At 59.0% G+C, this 16,579-nt stretch carries 17 protein-coding genes and 1 tRNA gene; 15 read left to right on the top strand and 3 right to left on the bottom strand.

What is annotated here, in order from left to right; translation table 11 throughout:
• Positions 1 to 211: 211 nt before the first annotated feature.
• A complete protein-coding gene (locus tag METH_RS08325) occupies positions 212 to 1,597 on the bottom strand; it encodes an IS1182 family transposase (RefSeq protein WP_024089601.1) in 1,386 nt (461 codons plus the stop codon).
• 174 nt (positions 1,598 to 1,771) lie between these two features.
• Between METH_RS08325 and METH_RS08330 the strand changes: the two genes are divergently transcribed.
• The 7 genes from METH_RS08330 to METH_RS08360 all read left to right on the top strand — a co-directional run bounded on the left by METH_RS08330 (position 1,772) and on the right by METH_RS08360 (position 8,925).
• Entirely contained in the window at positions 1,772 to 2,311 is a 540-nt protein-coding gene (locus METH_RS08330; RefSeq protein WP_024090003.1) for a helix-turn-helix transcriptional regulator, read from the top strand.
• Positions 2,312 to 2,614: 303 nt separating this feature from the next.
• Positions 2,615 to 4,369, top strand: coding sequence for a site-specific integrase (locus METH_RS08335; protein WP_024090004.1), 1,755 nt, complete (start codon positions 2,615 to 2,617; stop codon positions 4,367 to 4,369).
• Positions 4,366 to 5,754: a hypothetical protein gene (locus METH_RS08340; protein WP_024090005.1), complete on the top strand. Its 1,389-nt coding sequence runs from the start codon at positions 4,366 to 4,368 to the stop codon at positions 5,752 to 5,754. The genes METH_RS08335 and METH_RS08340 overlap by 4 nt, the downstream gene beginning before the upstream one ends.
• Positions 5,755 to 5,842: 88 nt before the next feature.
• Complete coding sequence (locus tag METH_RS22655; RefSeq protein WP_024090006.1) at positions 5,843 to 6,364, top strand: 3'-5' exonuclease; 522 nt, start codon at positions 5,843 to 5,845, stop codon at positions 6,362 to 6,364.
• A 217-nt stretch (positions 6,365 to 6,581) separates the two neighbouring features.
• Complete coding sequence (locus METH_RS23870; RefSeq protein WP_024090007.1) at positions 6,582 to 6,959, top strand: hypothetical protein; 378 nt, start codon at positions 6,582 to 6,584, stop codon at positions 6,957 to 6,959.
• An 11-nt stretch (positions 6,960 to 6,970) separates the two neighbouring features.
• Complete coding sequence (locus METH_RS08355) at positions 6,971 to 7,387, top strand: hypothetical protein (RefSeq protein WP_156927471.1); 417 nt, start codon at positions 6,971 to 6,973, stop codon at positions 7,385 to 7,387.
• Positions 7,388 to 7,827: 440 nt separating this feature from the next.
• Positions 7,828 to 8,925, top strand: coding sequence for a tyrosine-type recombinase/integrase (locus tag METH_RS08360; RefSeq protein ID WP_024090010.1), 1,098 nt, complete (start codon positions 7,828 to 7,830; stop codon positions 8,923 to 8,925).
• A gap of 238 nt (positions 8,926 to 9,163) precedes the next feature.
• Here the strand turns inward: METH_RS08360 and METH_RS08365 are convergent.
• Positions 9,164 to 9,253: transfer RNA gene (locus METH_RS08365), tRNA-Ser, on the bottom strand.
• Between the two features lie 122 nt (positions 9,254 to 9,375).
• Between METH_RS08365 and METH_RS08370 the strand changes: the two genes are divergently transcribed.
• From METH_RS08370 to METH_RS08400, 7 genes are all read left to right on the top strand, one after another.
• Positions 9,376 to 10,227, top strand: a complete 852-nt coding sequence (locus tag METH_RS08370) for a DUF2059 domain-containing protein (protein ID WP_024090011.1) — start codon at positions 9,376 to 9,378, stop codon at positions 10,225 to 10,227.
• A gap of 204 nt (positions 10,228 to 10,431) precedes the next feature.
• Positions 10,432 to 10,986 carry a 50S ribosomal protein L21 gene (gene rplU / locus METH_RS08375; protein ID WP_024090012.1) on the top strand — a complete coding sequence of 185 codons (555 nt, stop codon included), beginning with the start codon at positions 10,432 to 10,434 and terminating at the stop codon, positions 10,984 to 10,986.
• An 11-nt stretch (positions 10,987 to 10,997) separates the two neighbouring features.
• Positions 10,998 to 11,267 (top strand): 50S ribosomal protein L27, encoded by a 270-nt coding sequence (gene rpmA / locus METH_RS08380; RefSeq protein WP_024090013.1) that lies wholly within the window; start codon positions 10,998 to 11,000, stop codon positions 11,265 to 11,267.
• 280 nt (positions 11,268 to 11,547) lie between these two features.
• The gene (locus tag METH_RS08385; RefSeq protein ID WP_024090014.1) at positions 11,548 to 12,084 is read left to right on the top strand and encodes a GNAT family N-acetyltransferase; all 537 of its coding nucleotides are present in this window, start codon (positions 11,548 to 11,550) and stop codon (positions 12,082 to 12,084) included.
• A gap of 121 nt (positions 12,085 to 12,205) precedes the next feature.
• The gene (gene obgE, locus METH_RS08390; RefSeq protein WP_024090015.1) at positions 12,206 to 13,240 is read left to right on the top strand and encodes a GTPase ObgE; all 1,035 of its coding nucleotides are present in this window, start codon (positions 12,206 to 12,208) and stop codon (positions 13,238 to 13,240) included.
• A complete protein-coding gene (proB, locus tag METH_RS08395; protein WP_024090016.1) occupies positions 13,228 to 14,334 on the top strand; it encodes a glutamate 5-kinase in 1,107 nt (368 codons plus the stop codon). Before obgE ends, proB begins: the two co-directional genes overlap by 13 nt.
• Positions 14,335 to 14,410: 76 nt before the next feature.
• A complete protein-coding gene (locus METH_RS08400; protein ID WP_024090017.1) occupies positions 14,411 to 15,676 on the top strand; it encodes a glutamate-5-semialdehyde dehydrogenase in 1,266 nt (421 codons plus the stop codon).
• Between the two features lie 62 nt (positions 15,677 to 15,738).
• Here METH_RS08400 and METH_RS08405 read toward each other — a convergent pair whose 3' ends face one another.
• Positions 15,739 to 16,335, bottom strand: a complete 597-nt coding sequence (locus tag METH_RS08405) for a histidine phosphotransferase family protein (protein ID WP_024090018.1) — start codon at positions 16,333 to 16,335, stop codon at positions 15,739 to 15,741.
• 34 nt (positions 16,336 to 16,369) lie between these two features.
• On the opposite strand from METH_RS08405, the gene METH_RS08410 reads away from it, so the two are divergent.
• Positions 16,370 to 16,552, top strand: coding sequence for a DUF3553 domain-containing protein (locus METH_RS08410; protein WP_024090019.1), 183 nt, complete (start codon positions 16,370 to 16,372; stop codon positions 16,550 to 16,552).
• Positions 16,553 to 16,579 lie beyond the last annotated feature (27 nt).

A 16,579-nucleotide genomic window follows, 5' to 3' on the forward strand; every position in this document is an offset into this window, starting at 1 on the left:
GCCGGTGCTCGCTGCGAACTTCGTTTTTGCACTCTTCCGGCCTGAGATAGCTTTACCCTGGTGGTTGGAGGGCCCAAGGTCCGCTTTCCGAGATGAAGCCTGACGATTGCGGGCACGCGGCGAACGGCAGCTGTCCGCCGATTCCGTGGAAAAACACCCGTTCGCGGGTGCAGAATTTCGTTGCTTGAGTTGGGCGCAAGCGCCTTTCCTATCAGGCTGTGCGCGTCTGCTGCGGTGCAGGAAAGATCTTGGCCAATTTGCGGATGTTTTGGGCGGTTGCGGCGAGGAGGAATTCGTCATTTGCACCGCATGGGCCACGTAATCGGAGCCTTCCGAGGCCGAGGATGCGCTTGAGGTGCGCGAAGAGCATCTCGACCTTCTTTCGGAGCTTCATGGAGATGTCGTATTGCTTGGTCTTTGCGATGTCTCGGGCGACCTGGCGGGCGTCTTCGTGTTCTTCGCGGGTGATTGATCTGGCATCTGCGTTCGGGCAGCATTTCGCCTTGGACGGGCAGGCCTGGCAGGTCAGTTTCAGGGCACGGTATTTGGTTCTGCCCTGTCCGGTCGGCCCCCGGTTCGGATCGGAATAGTTCCGCCGGAACTGCTTCAGCTCTTGGCCCTCGGGGCAGACGTATTGGTCGTTCTCGGCGTCCCACTCGAAGTCCGCCCGGCTCCAGGTGCCGTCGCTGCGGCCAGATTTGTCGAAGACGGGGATGTGCGGGTTAATCTTGCGTTCAACCAGCCAACCCAGCATCGGTCCGGTGCCATAGGCCGTGTCGGCAATCAGGCGTTCGGGATGCAGGTCGAACTTCTCTTTGACCCGCTTCAACATGGTCTTTGTTGACCCGACCTCTGCTTGCCGGATGGAGCGGGTGGGTTCCACATCCAAGATGACACCATGATCTGTGTCGATGAGATAATTGTCGGAATAGCTGAAGAATGCAGGGCCTTTACGGGCCGCTGTCCATTGGCTGGCGGGATCAGAATGCGAGGTGAACTTGGGTTGCACCTCGCTGGCGGCGCCAAAAGCGGCCTCGTCCAGGGTGTCGAGATACTCGCGCACGGCGCGGGGCGCATCGGCGGGATCGATTTGTCCCGCATCCCATTCTTCCTTCGGCGTCGAGTTCTGCTTGTTGGCATCCGCCTCGATCAGGCTGGCATCGACGGCCATGCGCTGTCCGCTCACCAGACCTTCTTGGATACACCGGGCGACAGTCGTCTCGAACAGGTGCCGCAGCAGTTCGCTGTCACGGAAGCGCCCGTGCCGGTTCTTGGAGAAAGTCGAGTGATCCGGAACCCGGTCGCTCAGATCAAGCCGACAAAACCACCGATAGGCGAGGTTCAGATGCACCTCTTCGCAAAGCCGCCGTTCCGACCGGATGCCGAAGCAATAGCCGACCAGGAGCATGCGGATCAGCAACTCGGGATCGACGGAGGGGCGGCCCGTGTGGCTGTAGAAATCCGCCAGATAGGCGCGGACGTCAGTCAAATCGACGAAGCGGTCGATGGACCGAAGAAGGTGATCCTGAGGGACATGATCTTCCAGCGAGAACTCGTAGAACAGCGACGGCTGCGCCTCCTGCCTTGGTCCCATCATCGCAAATCCTCCCGCCCAATGCGGGAATTGAATCAGTAGTTCAGGCCGCAATCAAGGAGGAGTTTTTCAACAAAATACGCCCTTTCTTCCCAATCGGAGGCCATCGACATATTCTAAATTCGATTTTTCGATCTCAAACCTAACCCCCATCTTCTCTTCAGAATTGGAGGGCAGATGTCACATTCAGACCGAAAAATTGAAAAGCCGGACTTGGCGACGGTCAAGGACCTTGCCAAGTTCTTCCAGGTAGAGCGCACTGCTGTGCCGGATGTCATGAGCGAAATGGGTGTCCCGAGGCGGGGCGGGGGTTATCCTTGGATCAGGATCTGGCGCGCGCTTGGTTTTGATCTCAAGACTGCAGAAAATCTGGAGGATCTCAAAATACCGTTGCTGAACCTGAAACAGGTGGCCGCAAAGCTGGGAGAGAGTGCAAAGACAACGCGCCGCCGCAGCAATGGTGAACACCGGGATAGATCCATTCCGGCGTATATCGACCTTGGTCCCCGGAAACGGCTGTTTTTTTCCGGCGAGGTTCAATCCTGGATATTGGGTGAACCGCTTCCCTTCAGCCGAGAACAGAAGAACCTGTCGTTCATCCCAGGACAGGCAAAAAGAACTGGAGCGCCCAAAGCAGCACGCAGAGAGGCCGAGGTCACATTGTCTCCGTCGCCCTCAGCAGCTGCCTTGTTCATGGCGCCGCGCAAATCAGGCTGAACCAGAACCGGGATTTCCTGAAACTCCTCCCGGGACCTACCTCCTTTCCGCACCCGGAAAGGAGGTTTTCTTTTGTCTGTCGGCAGGGTGCCGCCATGCCCATTTCATCAGCAACACTCCCGCGAAAATGACACCTGGGCAGGAAATTGGCCGAGCAACGGACAGATGACAGGCCGAGCGGACAAAATGACAAACGCCCCCGAAATTTCGGGAGCGGCAAGTGGAGGATTATTTGTCATTTTCGGCTTCGGTTTGGGGAATAATGGCCAATTTGTCATTCAGCGGACAAGAAAAGAGGCCTTCATGAGCTTTTTCAAACCCATCGCGCCGATGACATTCCAGAACGTGCTGGACTGGACCATCGCGCAAGACAAGAGAGACTACGTCTCCCCGGTCAAGCGGTGCAGTGAGTTGTACAAGAACCGGCACCTGCAAGACATTCCGGCCGATCTGGATGAATTTAAGCGACGCTTTCCGCTGGGCGGTTTCGATCCCCGGCATTTCAAGACCGAGAATGCCTACAAGGCCTGGCGCCGGAAAGTGTCCGCCGCCATCAAAGGGGCCACCGGGCAGCTGCAGGAAGAACAAGAGCGCCGGGCGCGGCAAGACGCCTGGGCGGAGCTGATCGATGCTCTGGAGCCGCTCACCGGTATGCCCGAAGAGGCAATGTATCCGCACCAAGTGCTGATCCCAATCCGGAAGCTGGCCGATCTTGCCCGGCAGCATGGCAAAGACCCCAGCCAAATTTCCCAAGAGTGGCTGTGCGGGCTGCGGCCACGTTTGGGATCAAATGAATGGAAATCCCTGCAATCCGCTTTTCGGCAACTGAATCATTTCCGGTACCTGTCGTCGGTCCGGCCGCTGCTTCCGCCGGAGCCGTTTGCCGAACCCGCGGTTCTGCGTGCCAAACTCCTGCCGGGTGTTCCGGCTCACGTCGCAGCTGAGATCAATGACTGGGTGCTCAACGCGACACGTGGAGAATACGATCCGGTCGAGGATAGTTTCGAGGAAGGGACCTCTGAGAATGACAAGTCATCCAAGACCGCGGCGCTGCGGAAGTTTATCAGCACTTTGTCGGAATGCGCTGGTCTGGAGGCCAACCTTGGGCTGAGGGAACTTATTTCTCCTGATAATGCAGTGCAGGTTGTGCGCAGGTGGTCGTCCAACATGGATGGGGCCGGCAAGATCACCGCCGGGACGGCACATGGCTACCTTAAGTCCATCTACGTCGTGATGGCGCGCAACGGCCTGCCCCCGGATGCGATGAAGGCGCAGCTGGCAAACAACCGGTTTTTGAAACAGGGCAAGAAGCAGGGAGGCGATATGTCACCCGGCGCGCGAACATTCTGTGAAACTCTGCTGGGATCGCAGAAACTGACCCTGACCTTCCTTTCCCTGCACGTGCAGCTGCGCAACCGGGCCCAAGAGCTCCTCAACAACTTCACGGGGGACGGGCGGGCAATGACCTCGAGAGAGATCGAGGAGGTGCGTTCCATCGGTTCGGTGGCGGCCGTCTGCGCTCTCGAAACCCGCGGCGCACCGATCCGCATCGAAAACGCGCTGGCGCTGGCAATCCGCGGCGATACCATCACCTTCCATCTGCCGGGCAGGATGACGGATCACGCGACAATCACGCTGTCGCCGGAGCACACCAAGAACGACAGTGAGATTTGGGCGCCGATCGAACGCGGCAACCTGAACGGGCTCGAAGTGATCGAATGGTACATGGAAACGATCCGTCCGTTGTATCCGGGTGCGGATAGCAGCGATTTCCTGTTCCCGGGGATTATTGCGGAGGGCAATCTTCCCTACGAGACCTTTCTCGGCTGGTTCAAGCGCGAAACCCGTGCTGCCGGCCTGCCGATGACTCCGCATAATTTCCGCCACGGGTTGGCCTCGCTGCTGATCGAAGCCAACCCGGGAAGGTGGGACCTGCTCGAGCGCCTCCTCGATGATACAGTCGGCACTGCCAGGAAAAACTATGGCTGGGTCAACAAACGCGTGCAGCGCTCCGAGGTGCAGAAATACGTGCTCGATCTGACGAGGCTGAAGGCATGAAGAAACCTGATCGCCGGACCGTTCCGGAAATCCTGCAGCACCCGCGATGGGATCCCTTGGCCGCAACGCTGAACATGAGGGCTGTGACCGCGCCGCAATTGCGTGTCCTCGATGATTTCCTCGCCTTCATTGAAGACAGGCAGATTGCTTCGATATGGGAACTTTCTGTTTCGGACTGCCTGTCATTCGATGCCGGGTATCGGTCCGCCAACCGCTTGCGCGCCTTGAAAAAGGCGATGCAGGCTGTCTTCCCGGCCCAGCCCGCCATCCTCGTCCTGACTGACGCCATCCGCCGGAAAGAGGCGCAAACCCGGAAACCGGCGGCCACGGCGCCAAGGCAGCGCACGCTCAGGGTATCGATTCCGGAGGAGGAATTGCCAGAGCATTGGAAAAGCGCGCTGGCAGACATGGCGGCAGGCTTTGATGGGTACGGTGTCATCGCACCGTCTCCCAAAATGATCCCGACATACAGAATGAAGCTGAGGCAGCTGGCCTGTTCGGCCAGAAAGGCCGGGGTGCCGGAGGAAATCTCGGTTGAGGCAGTGAAGGCCTTCACCCGCGACATGCGTGGACGCAGGCTGGCCGCCGCGACACAGCTGGCCTCTTTCTCTGCATTGAAGAAATGTGCCCGTTATGTCGGCGCCGACCAGGAGGCGCAGGAGCTATTGTCGCAGCTCCTGCGAAAGGCTGAGGATCAAGCCCGCAAAGCTCCAAAGAAGAAGTATGAAAAGCTGCAGAAAACCGGATACTCGCCGGTAGCGATCATCGGCCGCGCGGAGGACTTTCTGAAGGAGGCGGAAAGCCTGACATGCGCACGCTCGCGCCAGGCGTTGAGAAACACCGCCGCTGCTTTGGCGCTGTTTTCTGTACTGCCGGTCCGCTTGGCGGATACACGGCTTGTATTCGGGGAGCACCTGTCGTGGCGGCAAGGGCGATATGAGCTGCACATCACCCTGTCCAAGGATGATGAGACTTATGACGCGGAAATTGATCCCCGGCTGAATGTATTCATTGATGCACTGATCCTCAGGGGGTGTGACGCGGCCTGGCTCGACCAGATGCGCAACGGCTGCCTGACGTCCAATCGGCCGCTCTTCGTTCGAAACGACGGGGTTGGTGTGGGCTACAACTATATCTCTGATTGCTGGCGCAGTGTTTTCGGAACCGGCGAGCATATTGCCCGGACCATCCTGCACACCTTTCTGGGTGTGGAATTGGGGGCTGCCGGAACGGACATGGCCCTGGCGGCCAACGGCCAGAAATCACCCCGGACAGCCGCGGATTACCAGGACCAAATGGTTGCAAAAGCACAGCGTCTGCAAGGACAGAAAGCCTTTGAGGATATGGCCGGCGGCGTAAGCTTGAAGCTCTTTGAATTCACCTGAAACGGGCTTGGAGGCGCGCTTTTCAGCGCATCCCTCGAGGTGAGAATGCGCTGAAAAGCGTCCTCCAACCCTGAGAAAAGGAAGAACCATGGAACCTGTTTTCATTGATTTCGAAGCGTCAAGTCTGGCGCCCAAAAGCTGGCCCATCGAGGTTGGTATCGCTTGGGTGGACAACGGTCGGGTTGCTGTCGAGGCGAAACTCATCCGTCCGGAGCCGTCCTGGTCGATGGATGACTGGCATCCGGCAAGCGAGAAGGTGCACGGCATCCCCAGGAGTGCCCTGAATGAGGCGGAAACGGCGGGAAGCGTAGCGATGTGGCTTCGGGGCAAGCTCCAAGGAAAACACGTTGTCAGCGATGCGCCGGAATTCGATCAGCGTTGGCTCGACCGTCTGATGCAATCCATCGGTGGAGCACCGGATATCACGCTCGACGACTTTGATCGTGCGGTCTGGTGGGCCTTTTCGGAAATGGACGGTCAGGTTGCTCCAGGACGTCTGCACGACGTGTACAGCCATCTGGCGAATGAAACGACGGTACATCGCGCAAGTGACGATGCCGCCAAACTTGCCCGGGCATGGCTGGCAGGGATCAGGGAAAGCAGAGAATGAGGCATGCATCGGTGATGATGCCAAGGGAGAATTTGATTATCTGGCCGAAACCGCAATCACGAAGAGATCGAAGACCTTTGTTTTCCGCACAGTCCTCAGGCTGAGACCGCGCAGAAAACAAAGTCATTCGAAATATGAAAAGGAACAACACAGCGACGCTCCGCCCCCTTCTTGAGCTGCCCTGAGCGGCAGCAAACCACTAACAAGGAGTTGCGCTATGCACACATCCCCTTCACCTGCCGTTCAGGCCCTTTTTCTCTTTCTTTCCGAGAACAATGAGGGCCTGCAGAATGCTGCCCTCGTTTTGGGGGGCGGAAAGGCCCTGAATCGCGTTCAACATCTGCTGGATCATCTGGGAGCGGCCCGGCAACTGACCCGTCGTGCCCGTCTCGATCTCGTCGCCCTGCACGAGCTGTTCACCCTGAAATACGTTGGTGACCCGCTGCGCCTCGAAACCGCGCTCTTCGCAGAAATCGATCCCATGGATCCGATGGTTGAGGAGATCTGTCTTTTGACAGACCGCCTGGAAGATCACATGCGCGCCATCGATGCTGCGTCTGATCTGCCAGTCTTCGATTTCGACATCGCTGCATGAGGGAGGTTCAGATGCAATACGACACAGGTTGCGAGCCGGAATCTCCTCAGGAGCGGGCTGCTCTTCGAGCCATTCGGTATGCGAGGCACTTCGTATCGGAATGGCGAGAAGCTTCAGTTGAGATCCCGGAGTTGAAGCTCCGCCAGATCGCGCCGACGCTCGAACGCCTCGAGGACGGTGTCCTCTTCGATTTTCAGGACGTGTCTGTTCTGGAAATTCTCGAAAAGACCATTGTCCGGCACGTGAATGACATTCGGGAAGGGTATGGCAGCCGGGCCATTCGATTGGATGTCAGCGGCGATGATATTCTTTGCCCGACGCTTCGAGAGGGCCGTTATCTCATCGAGCAATGGAAATGCTTCAAGCATGCGCGCCAACACGTCCTCGATCTCCGGCAGGCGCGGAAAATAGCCGATAGGTTTGGGTGAAATGAAGTTTCTGCTGCTTCTGGCTTTGTTGGAGGCAGCGGCAAGCACAGCGGAACTAAGCAGAGAGAGCTATGCGGGGTCGAACGAGTGAGGGGGCGTCCTCTATTCGCTCTGCAATCAAACCCCCAGTCAAACCAGTTTTCGGCTTTTCCGAGCCGACCACAGCTCCCGGGTACGCAAGCTCTAACCCGTACCGGAGGCATCACGATGACCATTCAAACCAAACAAACCAAAATTTCGGTTTCTGAGGAAGCAGCCAATGTCCTCGAAACGATGAAACCGAGGCTCAGGTCGTCGGATGTCGCAAGGCTGAGTAGCAAGTCACGAAGGGCTATTACTCAGCACGCGGCAAACGAGGAGATCCCAGGTGCCGTCAAACTCGGCGGTGTCTGGACGTTCGATCACGACCTGGCCCTACTTTGGATAAATGAGGGCAGCAAATGTCTAACAAAGAAGAAAAACCAAAAAACATCTTCAAGCCGAACAACAGCAAGTATTGGTGGCTCCGGGTCAAAATCAACGGCGTCACCCACCGGGAAACGCTTCGTACAACTTCTAAAAGAGCAGCGGCAAGTAAAGCCAAACGCCGCATAGACGAGCTGCGAGGGCAGGAAGAGGCCGGTGAACTGGACTGGCGGTTCGGCACTGGATTGGCCAAATTGTATGACGCGCTGGATAGCGATAGTAGTTCATGGAGCGTCGAAACGCGGAAACGGTATAAGTGCAGTCTGCGGCAGATCCTGCGCACCATAGACGAGTATTGCACCGACATCGGAAGCGATATTGAGGACCTGATGGCGGTAGAAGTCACGACGCCGGTTGTTTCCGAGTTTGTCGAACGCAGACGTGCGAGCGGGGTGACGGTCTCTACCATCAACAGGGACCTGACGGCATTCTCAAATCTCATGAAATCCATCAAGAATGACGGATGGATTGAAACAAACCCGGTCCAAAACTACGAAAAGCAAGGCATGAAAGAGGTCTTGCCCGATATCGTTCTGCCTTCGGAAGCCAGCATCCAAAAGCTGTCGGCGCGGGCTCCAGGCACTTTGAATTACTTTCCCAAATTTCTCGACGCTACTGGCGGCCGTGTTACTGAGATGGCGATGCTACCTTGGTCCGATATCTCGGGCCTCGAAAACCCTATTGAAGGGAACGTTCAGGCGATCCTGCGGAATACGAAAGGGAAGAAGGTTCGCGCGATTGAGTTGCGGCAACAAGCAATCGACATCCTGTTGAAGATCCCTCGATCAAATGTCTCACCCTATATTTTCTGGAATTCTACCGAACACGGCTATTATAAGGACCCGTCGAACCTCTTCTGGGAATACGGACAAGAAACAGGGTTCGATGCCCGGCTGCATGATCTTCGGCACAAGTTCGCCATTGAACGCCTCAAGGAGGGTTGGTCCATCTATCGCGTTCAGAAATACATCGGCCATGGATCGGTGCTGACCACAGAGCGCTACTATCTCAGGTATCTTACCGCGGAACAGAAGGCTCGAGTGTCCGCAGATGGCGATAACGGGTTTCGCTAAGAAATGCCCGGTGAAATGAAAAGGGGATCCCGCGATTGCGGGGTCCCCTTTTTTCATGCTCAGGGGGCTGTCAGTCTTGAAAAGGGGCATAGATACCGGCCTAAGGGGGCATAGTCGGCATACCCGGAAGCCACAAAAGGTGTCATAGTATGACACTACTGGCCCGAAACACAGAAAACAGATAAGGGTTTCCTTGGCCCTAAGTAGGGCGAATTTTGCAGCGATTTCAGGGGGATATTGGCGGAGAGACAGGGATTCGAACCCTGGGAACCCGTGAAGGCTCAACGGTTTTCGAGACCGCCCCGTTCGACCACTCCGGCACCTCTCCGCGGGGGTCTGGTGGGGCAGCGTTTAAGGTTGATTCCGGGCTGGCGCAAGTGGGAAATGCGGCTTTGGAGAAAAAAGCCGATTTCCCGTTGCCTGCCAAGGGTTTTTGCCTAAATTTGGATTATGCAGTTGACCCTCAAACCCCCCGCCGTGCTTTTGCGCCTCCTGGCTTTGCTGTGTTTCGCCGCCGCGGGATTGCCGCAAACCGGCCTGGCCGCAGACCGCGAAAGGGTCGAGGCGTTTCTGGAAGTCACCGGCTTTGACGTTGCACTCGATAGCATTGCCTTATCTGCGTCCAGCGCACCGGACATGCTGGGCGTGGATGCAGGCGCCTTTGGCAATCAATGGACCGAATTGTCCGAGGATGTCTTTGATACCGCTGAAATGCGCAGCCTGGCGCTGGAGATCCTCGAAAGCACTCTGGACGAAGAAGCCCTGGATCATGCGGCAGACTTTTACGCCAGCGATTTAGGGCAGCGCCTGGTGCGTGCGGAAAACGCCTCGCATACGGTCGAAGACGACGCGGTGAAGCAATTGGCGGGCAACCGTATTATTTCCGACCTGGTCAAAGCCGGCAGTGAACGGATTGCGATGTATCAGCGGATGGTATCTGCAATTGATGCCGCTGGAACAGGTGTGAAAGCGCTGCAGCAGATTCAGTTCCGCTTCCTTATGGCTGCCGCTGCTGCCGGGGTAATCGAACTGGAGCTGGATGCTGACGGCCTGCGCGCTCTGATGCAGGCGCAGGAGGGCGAACTGCGCCTCAGCATGCAGGCCTCCAGTCTGGCAGCCTCTGCCTATACCTACCAGGAATTCAGCGATGCAGAGGTTGAGGCCTATGTTATAGCCCTGGAAGAGGCGCCGATGCAGCGGGTTTATGAACTGCTGAATGCCGTGCAGTATGAGATCACGGCCAACCGGTTTGAAGAGCTGGCGCACCGGATGGCCGACCTGACACCCGGGCAGGATATCTGAACCTGCAACACACTTGCGGTGCGGGTTGTGGAAAACTGTTGACACCTCAGGAGTTCCGAACCATAAGCCCGCATCCCGGCCCGGAATCCGTGCGCCGGGGTTTATTTGCAATACGCCCATCACACGGGCGCGCTGTTCGAGGCGGCTTTGGCCGGAACGCCCGCAAGGGGGCCGTAGGACGCGGGTAGAAAAGGAATGACGCACATGTTTGCGGTCCTCAAGACCGGCGGCAAGCAGTACAAGGTTCAGGCGGGCGATATCCTCCGCGTTGAAAAACTTGCTGCAGACGCTGGCGACACCATCCAGTTCGACGAAATCCTGATGCTTGGCGGCGACGCACCTGTTGTCGGCGCCCCGCTGGTGGACGGCGCTGCCGTCAAGGCGGAAGTGATCGATCAGATCAAAGGCGAAAAGCTGATCAACTTCGTCAAGCGCCGCCGGAAGCACTCCTCCAAGCGCACCAAGGGCCACCGTCAGAAGCTGACTCTGGTCCGGATCACCGAGATCCTGGCATCGGGCGCAACCAAAGCTGCTCCGAAAGCCGCTGCAAAAGCTGCTCCTGCCGCTGACGCCGCCGGTTCGGACGACCTGACCCAGCTGACCGGCGTTGGCCCTGCCGCCGCCAAGAAGCTGAACGAAGCCGGTCTGACCAGCTTTGCCCAGATCGCAGCCTTGTCCGAAGACGGTATTGCTGCTATCGAAGCGGTCAAAGTGAAGCCCGAGTGGGTTGAGCAGGCCAAAGAGCTGGCTAAAGGCTAAGGAGAGAGAGAATGGCACATAAAAAAGCTGGCGGTTCCTCACGTAACGGCCGCGACTCCGCGGGCCGCCGTCTTGGCGTGAAACTCTTCGGTGGCCAGGCGGCCATCGCAGGCAACATCATCGTGCGTCAGCGCGGCACCAAGTTCTGGCCGGGCGAAAACGTAGGCATTGGCAAAGACCATACTCTGTTTGCCACGTCCGAAGGTGCTGTTACCTTCCGCAAAGGCCTGAAAGGCCGCACCTTTGTATCGGTTCTGCCAGTGGCGGAGGCCGCTGAGTAAGCCGACCCGAAGGGTGAAGACATCTTTAGAGGGACCGGCTTCAGGGCCGGTCCCCTTTTCTGTTTTAAGGGTCCGGGTAAATGATGTTCCCAAGAATGACCATGGGCGGGATTTCTGCTGAAAGCCGCAGTGCCGCTCACGTCCGGCCAACAGAAAGTTTTACGACAATTGAAGCGCCTGTGCCTTGCCGCCGGGGCAGGGCATGCACATTTGAAGATGGCCGCCGCAACAACAAGGGCTGTTACAGCCAGAAAGTCTTTGGCAGAGGAGGAGCACATCCATGAACTTGGAACAGATTGTGTGCCAGCAGGTAATCGAAACGGACCGCTTTATTCTGCGGCCCTTGCGAAAATCCGATGCCGGCCTGATTGAACACTACGTCAGCGATGCGCGCGTTGCCCGCATGACCCGCTCGGTGCCGCATCCGCTGCCGCCGGGCGCCGCCGAGGCCTTTGTCGCCCGCGCCATGGCCGAAGAGCGGGACGAGGATGTCTGGGCGATTGATGGCACCGCCGAAGGTGACGCTGAACTGAAAGGCGTGATCGGACTCAAGCGGATGGACCGCAACCAGTCGGAGGTCTCTTACTGGACCGCACCGCCGTTTTGGAATACCGGGCTTGCCTCCGCCGCGGTCAAGGCTTTGGTGGATGCAAATCCGCAAGGCAACGCGGCGATGTTTGCATCGGTGTTTCAGGACAACCCGGCTTCGGCCCGGGTGCTGATCCATTGCGGCTTTGAATATCTCGGCGACGCCGAGAGCTATTCAGTCGCCCGCGATGCCTCGGTCCCGACCTGGACTTACAGCCGAAAACTGTGATTGGCGCGGCGCGCGCTTTGCGGTAAGGCAAACGAAACATTCCCGCCAGAGCCCCGGGGCTTTGGCGGGACACGTGTATTGCGCGGGCGGGCACAGGATCCCGCCGCATTAAGGAGCTGTCATGAAATTCCTCGATCTGACAAAGGTCTATATCCGCTCAGGCGCCGGCGGAAACGGCTGTGTCAGCTTCCGGCGCGAAAAGTATATTGAATACGGCGGGCCGGACGGGGGCGATGGCGGCAAAGGCGGTTCGGTCTGGGCCGAGGTGACCGACGGGCTGAACACCCTCATCGATTTCCGCTATCAGCAGCATTTCTTTGCCAAAAACGGCCAGTCCGGCATGGGCCGCCAGCGCACCGGTAAAGATGGCGACGACATTGTTCTGCGTGTCCCCGTGGGGACCGAGATCATGGACGAGGACCAGGAAACCGTTCTCGCTGACCTGACCGTGGTTGGTGAACGCGTGCTTCTGGCCAAGGGCGGCAATGGCGGCTTTGGCAACCTGCATTTCAAATCGGCCACCAACCAGGCGCCGCGCCGCGCCAACCCCGGCCAGGAGGGCGTCGAGCGCACCATCTGGCTGCGCCTCAAGCTGATTGCCGACGCGGGTCTCCTGGGTCTGCCCAACGCGGGCAAGTCGACCTTCTTGTCGGCAACCTCCAACGCGCGCCCCAAGATTGCGGATTACCCCTTCACCACGTTGCACCCGAACCTCGGCGTGGTCGGCATCGACAACACCGAATTTGTGGTTGCCGACATTCCCGGCCTGATCGCAGGCGCACATGAAGGCAAAGGGATCGGCGACCGGTTCCTGGGCCATGTGGAACGCTGCGCGGTGCTGCTGCATCTGGTCGACGGTACTTCCGACACCGTGGTCGAGGATTACCAGACCATCATCGGCGAGCTGGAGGCCTATGGCGGCGTTCTCGCCACCAAGACCCGGATCACTGCGCTGAACAAAGTGGATGCGATCGACCCGGAGGAGCGCGACGAAAAACGCGCTGCGCTGGAACAGGCTGTTGGCGGCCCGGTGATGATGATGTCCGGCGTCAGCCGCGAAGGGCTTAACGAAGTGCTCCGTGCGGTACGGGCAGAGATCGACGATGACCGGGTCCGCATGAAACCCGCCGAGGAGGAAGCGCCTTGGCGGCCCTGAAGTCGGCGAAACGGATTGTCGTCAAGATCGGCTCGGCGCTGCTGGTTGACCGCGCCACAGGCGATCTGCGCGCAGGCTGGCTGCATTCCCTGGCCAATGATGTCGCCTGGCTGAAGGCGGGCGGCACCGACGTGGTGCTGGTGTCTTCCGGCTCGATTGCCTTGGGCCGGGGGGTGCTGGGTCTGCCGCGCGCGGACCTGCCGCTGGAACAATCCCAGGCGGCCGCGGCGGTTGGCCAGATCCGTCTGGCCCGCGCTTATGAGGAGGCGTTGGCGCCGCACCGGATCACCACGGCACAGGTTCTGGTAACGCTGGAAGACAGCGAAAACCGCCGCCGCTACCTCAATTCACGCGCCACTTTGGAAACGCTTCTGGGGATGGGCGCGGTGCCGATCGTCAACGAGAATGACACCATCGCCACCGATGAAATCCGCTACGGCGACAACGACCGGCTGGCGGCGCAGGTGGCAGTAACGGTCGGGGCTGATGCCTTGATCCTCCTGTCCGATGTTGACGGTTTCTACAGCGCCAATCCGGCGCTGGACCCCGCGGCCGAACGCTATGACCGGATTGACCGGATCACACCGGAGATTGAGGCGATGGCCGGCGATGGCATCTCTGGCCTGTCCAAAGGCGGGATGATCACCAAATTGCTGGCGGCCAAAATGGCCACTGCTGCTGGCTGCGCCATGGCGATCACCGAAGGTTCGCCTTTGAACCCTCTGAAAACACTCGAAGATGGCGCGGCGTGCACTTGGTTCACCGGGCAGGGCGACCCGCAAACCGCGCGCAAGCGCTGGATCAGCGCGATGAAGACCCGCGGTGTTCTGACAATCGACGAAGGCGCCGCACGCGCGCTGATGTCCGGTAAAAGCCTGCTGCCTGCAGGTGTACGTCATGTGGAGGGTGACTTTGGCCGCGGCGATCCGCTGGCCATCCTTGGCCCAGACGGGCGCAAACTGGGGCAGGGACTGTCACGCTATACAGCGGACGAGGCCCGCGCCATCCAAGGGCGCCAATCGCAGGAAATCGAGGCCACGCTGGGCTATCCCGGCCGCGCCGCATTGATCCACCGCGATGATATGGCGCTTTGAGCCGACCATCTGATATTCTATTCCAGCCGGCAGGCACCCGACGTGCCACAGAAGGACCGGCAAGGGCGCGAGACACATGAAAGACAATGAAAACATCCCCGCTGTGATGGCGGAACTTGGCAAACGTGCAAAGCAAGCGGCGCAAATCCTGGCAACAGCCAGCGCGGAGCGCAAACATGCCGCTTTGATCGCTGCCGCCGAAGCGGTTTGGAACCGCCGGGCCGAAATCATTACTGAGAACGCCAAGGACTTGGAGTTCGGCCGCGGCAAGGGACTGTCCGGCGCGATGATGGACCGGCTGATGCTGGACGAGCCCCGCATCCAAGGCATCGTTGACGGTCTGCGCGCGGTGGCAGAACAGCGCGATCCTGTAGGTGAGGTGATGGAGGAGTGGGAACAGCCCACCGGCCTCAGGATCCAGCGCGTGCGCACGCCGCTGGGGGTGATCGGCGTGATCTACGAAAGCCGCCCGAATGTGACGGCGGACGCCGGCGCGCTGTGCCTGAAATCAGGCAATGCCGTCATTCTGCGCGGCGGCTCGGAAAGCTTTCATTCCTCCCAGGCCATTCATGCCTGCCTGGCCGAAGGCCTTAAATCCGCCGGTCTGCCCGAAGACGCTGTTCAGCTGGTGCCGACCCGCGACCGGGCGGCGGTGCAGCAGCTGCTGACCATGACCGATTATGTCGACGTCATCGTGCCCCGCGGCGGCAAAGGGCTGGTCGGCCTGGTTCAGCGCGAGGCGCGGGTGCCTGTCTTTGCCCATCTGGAAGGCATCGTGCACATCTATCTGGATAAGACCGCCGATCCGCAAAAAGCGCTGGACGTGGTGCTGAACGCCAAGACCCGCCGCACCGGTATCTGCGGCGCCGCGGAATGCCTGCTGATTCACCAGGACATTGCGCCGACGCTTGGCAAGGCGGTACTGGAGGCGCTGGCATCTGCCGGCGTGGAAGTCCGTGCCGAATCGGGGCTGCCGGGACCGGACAGCATGGTCACCGCCAGTGACGAGGATTGGGGCAAGGAATATCTGGATTCCATCATCGCGGCGAAACAGGTCGCAGACATTGACGAAGCAATCCAGCACATCCGCACACATCACTCGCAGCACACCGATTGCATCATCACCGAGGATGAATCCGCAGTTCAGAAATTCTTTGCTGAACTCGACAGCGCGATCCTGATGCACAACGCCTCCACCCAGTTCGCCGACGGCGGAGAGTTCGGCATGGGCGCGGAAATCGGTATTGCCACCGGCAAGATGCATGCGCGCGGCCCGGTGGGGGCTACCCAGCTGACCAGCTTCAAATACCTGGTGCGCGGCGACGGGGCCACCCGGGCTTAAGCGGTGAAAAATGCAAAACGCCGGGAAAACTCCCGGCGTTTCTTTGCGCATGATACTGCAGATCAGAACTGCAGCGTGATCTTTTCCAGGCTTTGCTCCAGGCGGACAGTGCGGTCAGCCTCCTTGGCGGCCTCGGGCAGCAGGGCAAATTGCACCAAGGCAGGCGTGATTTCTGCACTTGAATTGCCGCCGCTGACCCGCGCCCACAGCTCATCATCCACGTTCAGCTTGCGGCCTTCGCCCGTCACCGTCCATTTGCCGCCGGCACAGAAAATCTTGATCGTTCCGCCATAGGGCAAGGCGGATTCCAGGCACAGCGCCGCCAACAGGGACAGGCGCGCCTCGCTGCGGGTGCAGCCCTCCAGCGGAGACCATTGGTATTTGATCCGGCCGCCCTTGCTGATGTCCTCCAGCACCGAAACCAATTCGGCCCGGCTCATCTGCTGGTCGCCTGCGGCGCCAAAGGCAATACGGAAAAAACGGATGCGGGCATTGGCATTGGCCACACTGTCAGAGATCAGTTCCAGTTCAGGTCCGGACATGCTGCCCGCCATTCCAAGCAGTTCCAAACCGTTGTTTATGGCACCGACGGGGCTGATCAGATCATGACAGATCCGGGACCCTACCAAAGCGGCCAAATTGGCGTTATCTACACCCATAACTTCAACTTCCTCCGAACTGGGCCACCCGCCAATGAATGACCTCAACGCTATTTTAGCCCCCGGCTTGTTCGTCCGGCACCCGGATCACCCTGAATGGGGTGTTGGGCAGGTGCAATCGAATGCGGGCGGCAAGATCACCGTGAATTTCCCCGATCAAGGCAAGCTTGTGATTGACGGAGTGCGCGTCTCCCTTATTCCCGTCTTTGATCCATAACGGTTTATGAAGAGTTAACGAACCCCG

The organism is Leisingera methylohalidivorans DSM 14336 (assembly GCF_000511355.1).
In the GTDB taxonomy this organism is placed as follows: domain Bacteria; phylum Pseudomonadota; class Alphaproteobacteria; order Rhodobacterales; family Rhodobacteraceae; genus Leisingera; species Leisingera methylohalidivorans.

Bases quoted from the DNA above. Each gene is read 5' to 3' on its own strand.
- METH_RS08410 (WP_024090019.1), top strand. From the start codon at position 16,370: ATGAATGACCTCAACGCTATTTTAGCCCCCGGCTTGTTCGTCCGGCAC.
- METH_RS08340 (WP_024090005.1), top strand. From the start codon at position 4,366: ATGAAGAAACCTGATCGCCGGACCGTTCCGGAAATCCTGCAGCACCCG.
- METH_RS08400 (WP_024090017.1), top strand. From the start codon at position 14,411: ATGAAAGACAATGAAAACATCCCCGCTGTGATGGCGGAACTTGGCAAA.
- rpmA (WP_024090013.1), top strand. From the start codon at position 10,998: ATGGCACATAAAAAAGCTGGCGGTTCCTCACGTAACGGCCGCGACTCC.
- METH_RS08370 (WP_024090011.1), top strand. From the start codon at position 9,376: ATGCAGTTGACCCTCAAACCCCCCGCCGTGCTTTTGCGCCTCCTGGCT.
- METH_RS23870 (WP_024090007.1), top strand. From the start codon at position 6,582: ATGCACACATCCCCTTCACCTGCCGTTCAGGCCCTTTTTCTCTTTCTT.
- METH_RS08385 (WP_024090014.1), top strand. From the start codon at position 11,548: ATGAACTTGGAACAGATTGTGTGCCAGCAGGTAATCGAAACGGACCGC.
- METH_RS08330 (WP_024090003.1), top strand. From the start codon at position 1,772: ATGTCACATTCAGACCGAAAAATTGAAAAGCCGGACTTGGCGACGGTC.
- rplU (WP_024090012.1), top strand. From the start codon at position 10,432: ATGTTTGCGGTCCTCAAGACCGGCGGCAAGCAGTACAAGGTTCAGGCG.
- METH_RS08335 (WP_024090004.1), top strand. From the start codon at position 2,615: ATGAGCTTTTTCAAACCCATCGCGCCGATGACATTCCAGAACGTGCTG.
- obgE (WP_024090015.1), top strand. From the start codon at position 12,206: ATGAAATTCCTCGATCTGACAAAGGTCTATATCCGCTCAGGCGCCGGC.
- METH_RS08355 (WP_156927471.1), top strand. From the start codon at position 6,971: ATGCAATACGACACAGGTTGCGAGCCGGAATCTCCTCAGGAGCGGGCT.
- METH_RS08325 (WP_024089601.1), bottom strand. From the start codon at position 1,597: ATGATGGGACCAAGGCAGGAGGCGCAGCCGTCGCTGTTCTACGAGTTC.
- METH_RS22655 (WP_024090006.1), top strand. From the start codon at position 5,843: ATGGAACCTGTTTTCATTGATTTCGAAGCGTCAAGTCTGGCGCCCAAA.
- METH_RS08360 (WP_024090010.1), top strand. From the start codon at position 7,828: ATGTCTAACAAAGAAGAAAAACCAAAAAACATCTTCAAGCCGAACAAC.
- METH_RS08405 (WP_024090018.1), bottom strand. From the start codon at position 16,335: ATGGGTGTAGATAACGCCAATTTGGCCGCTTTGGTAGGGTCCCGGATC.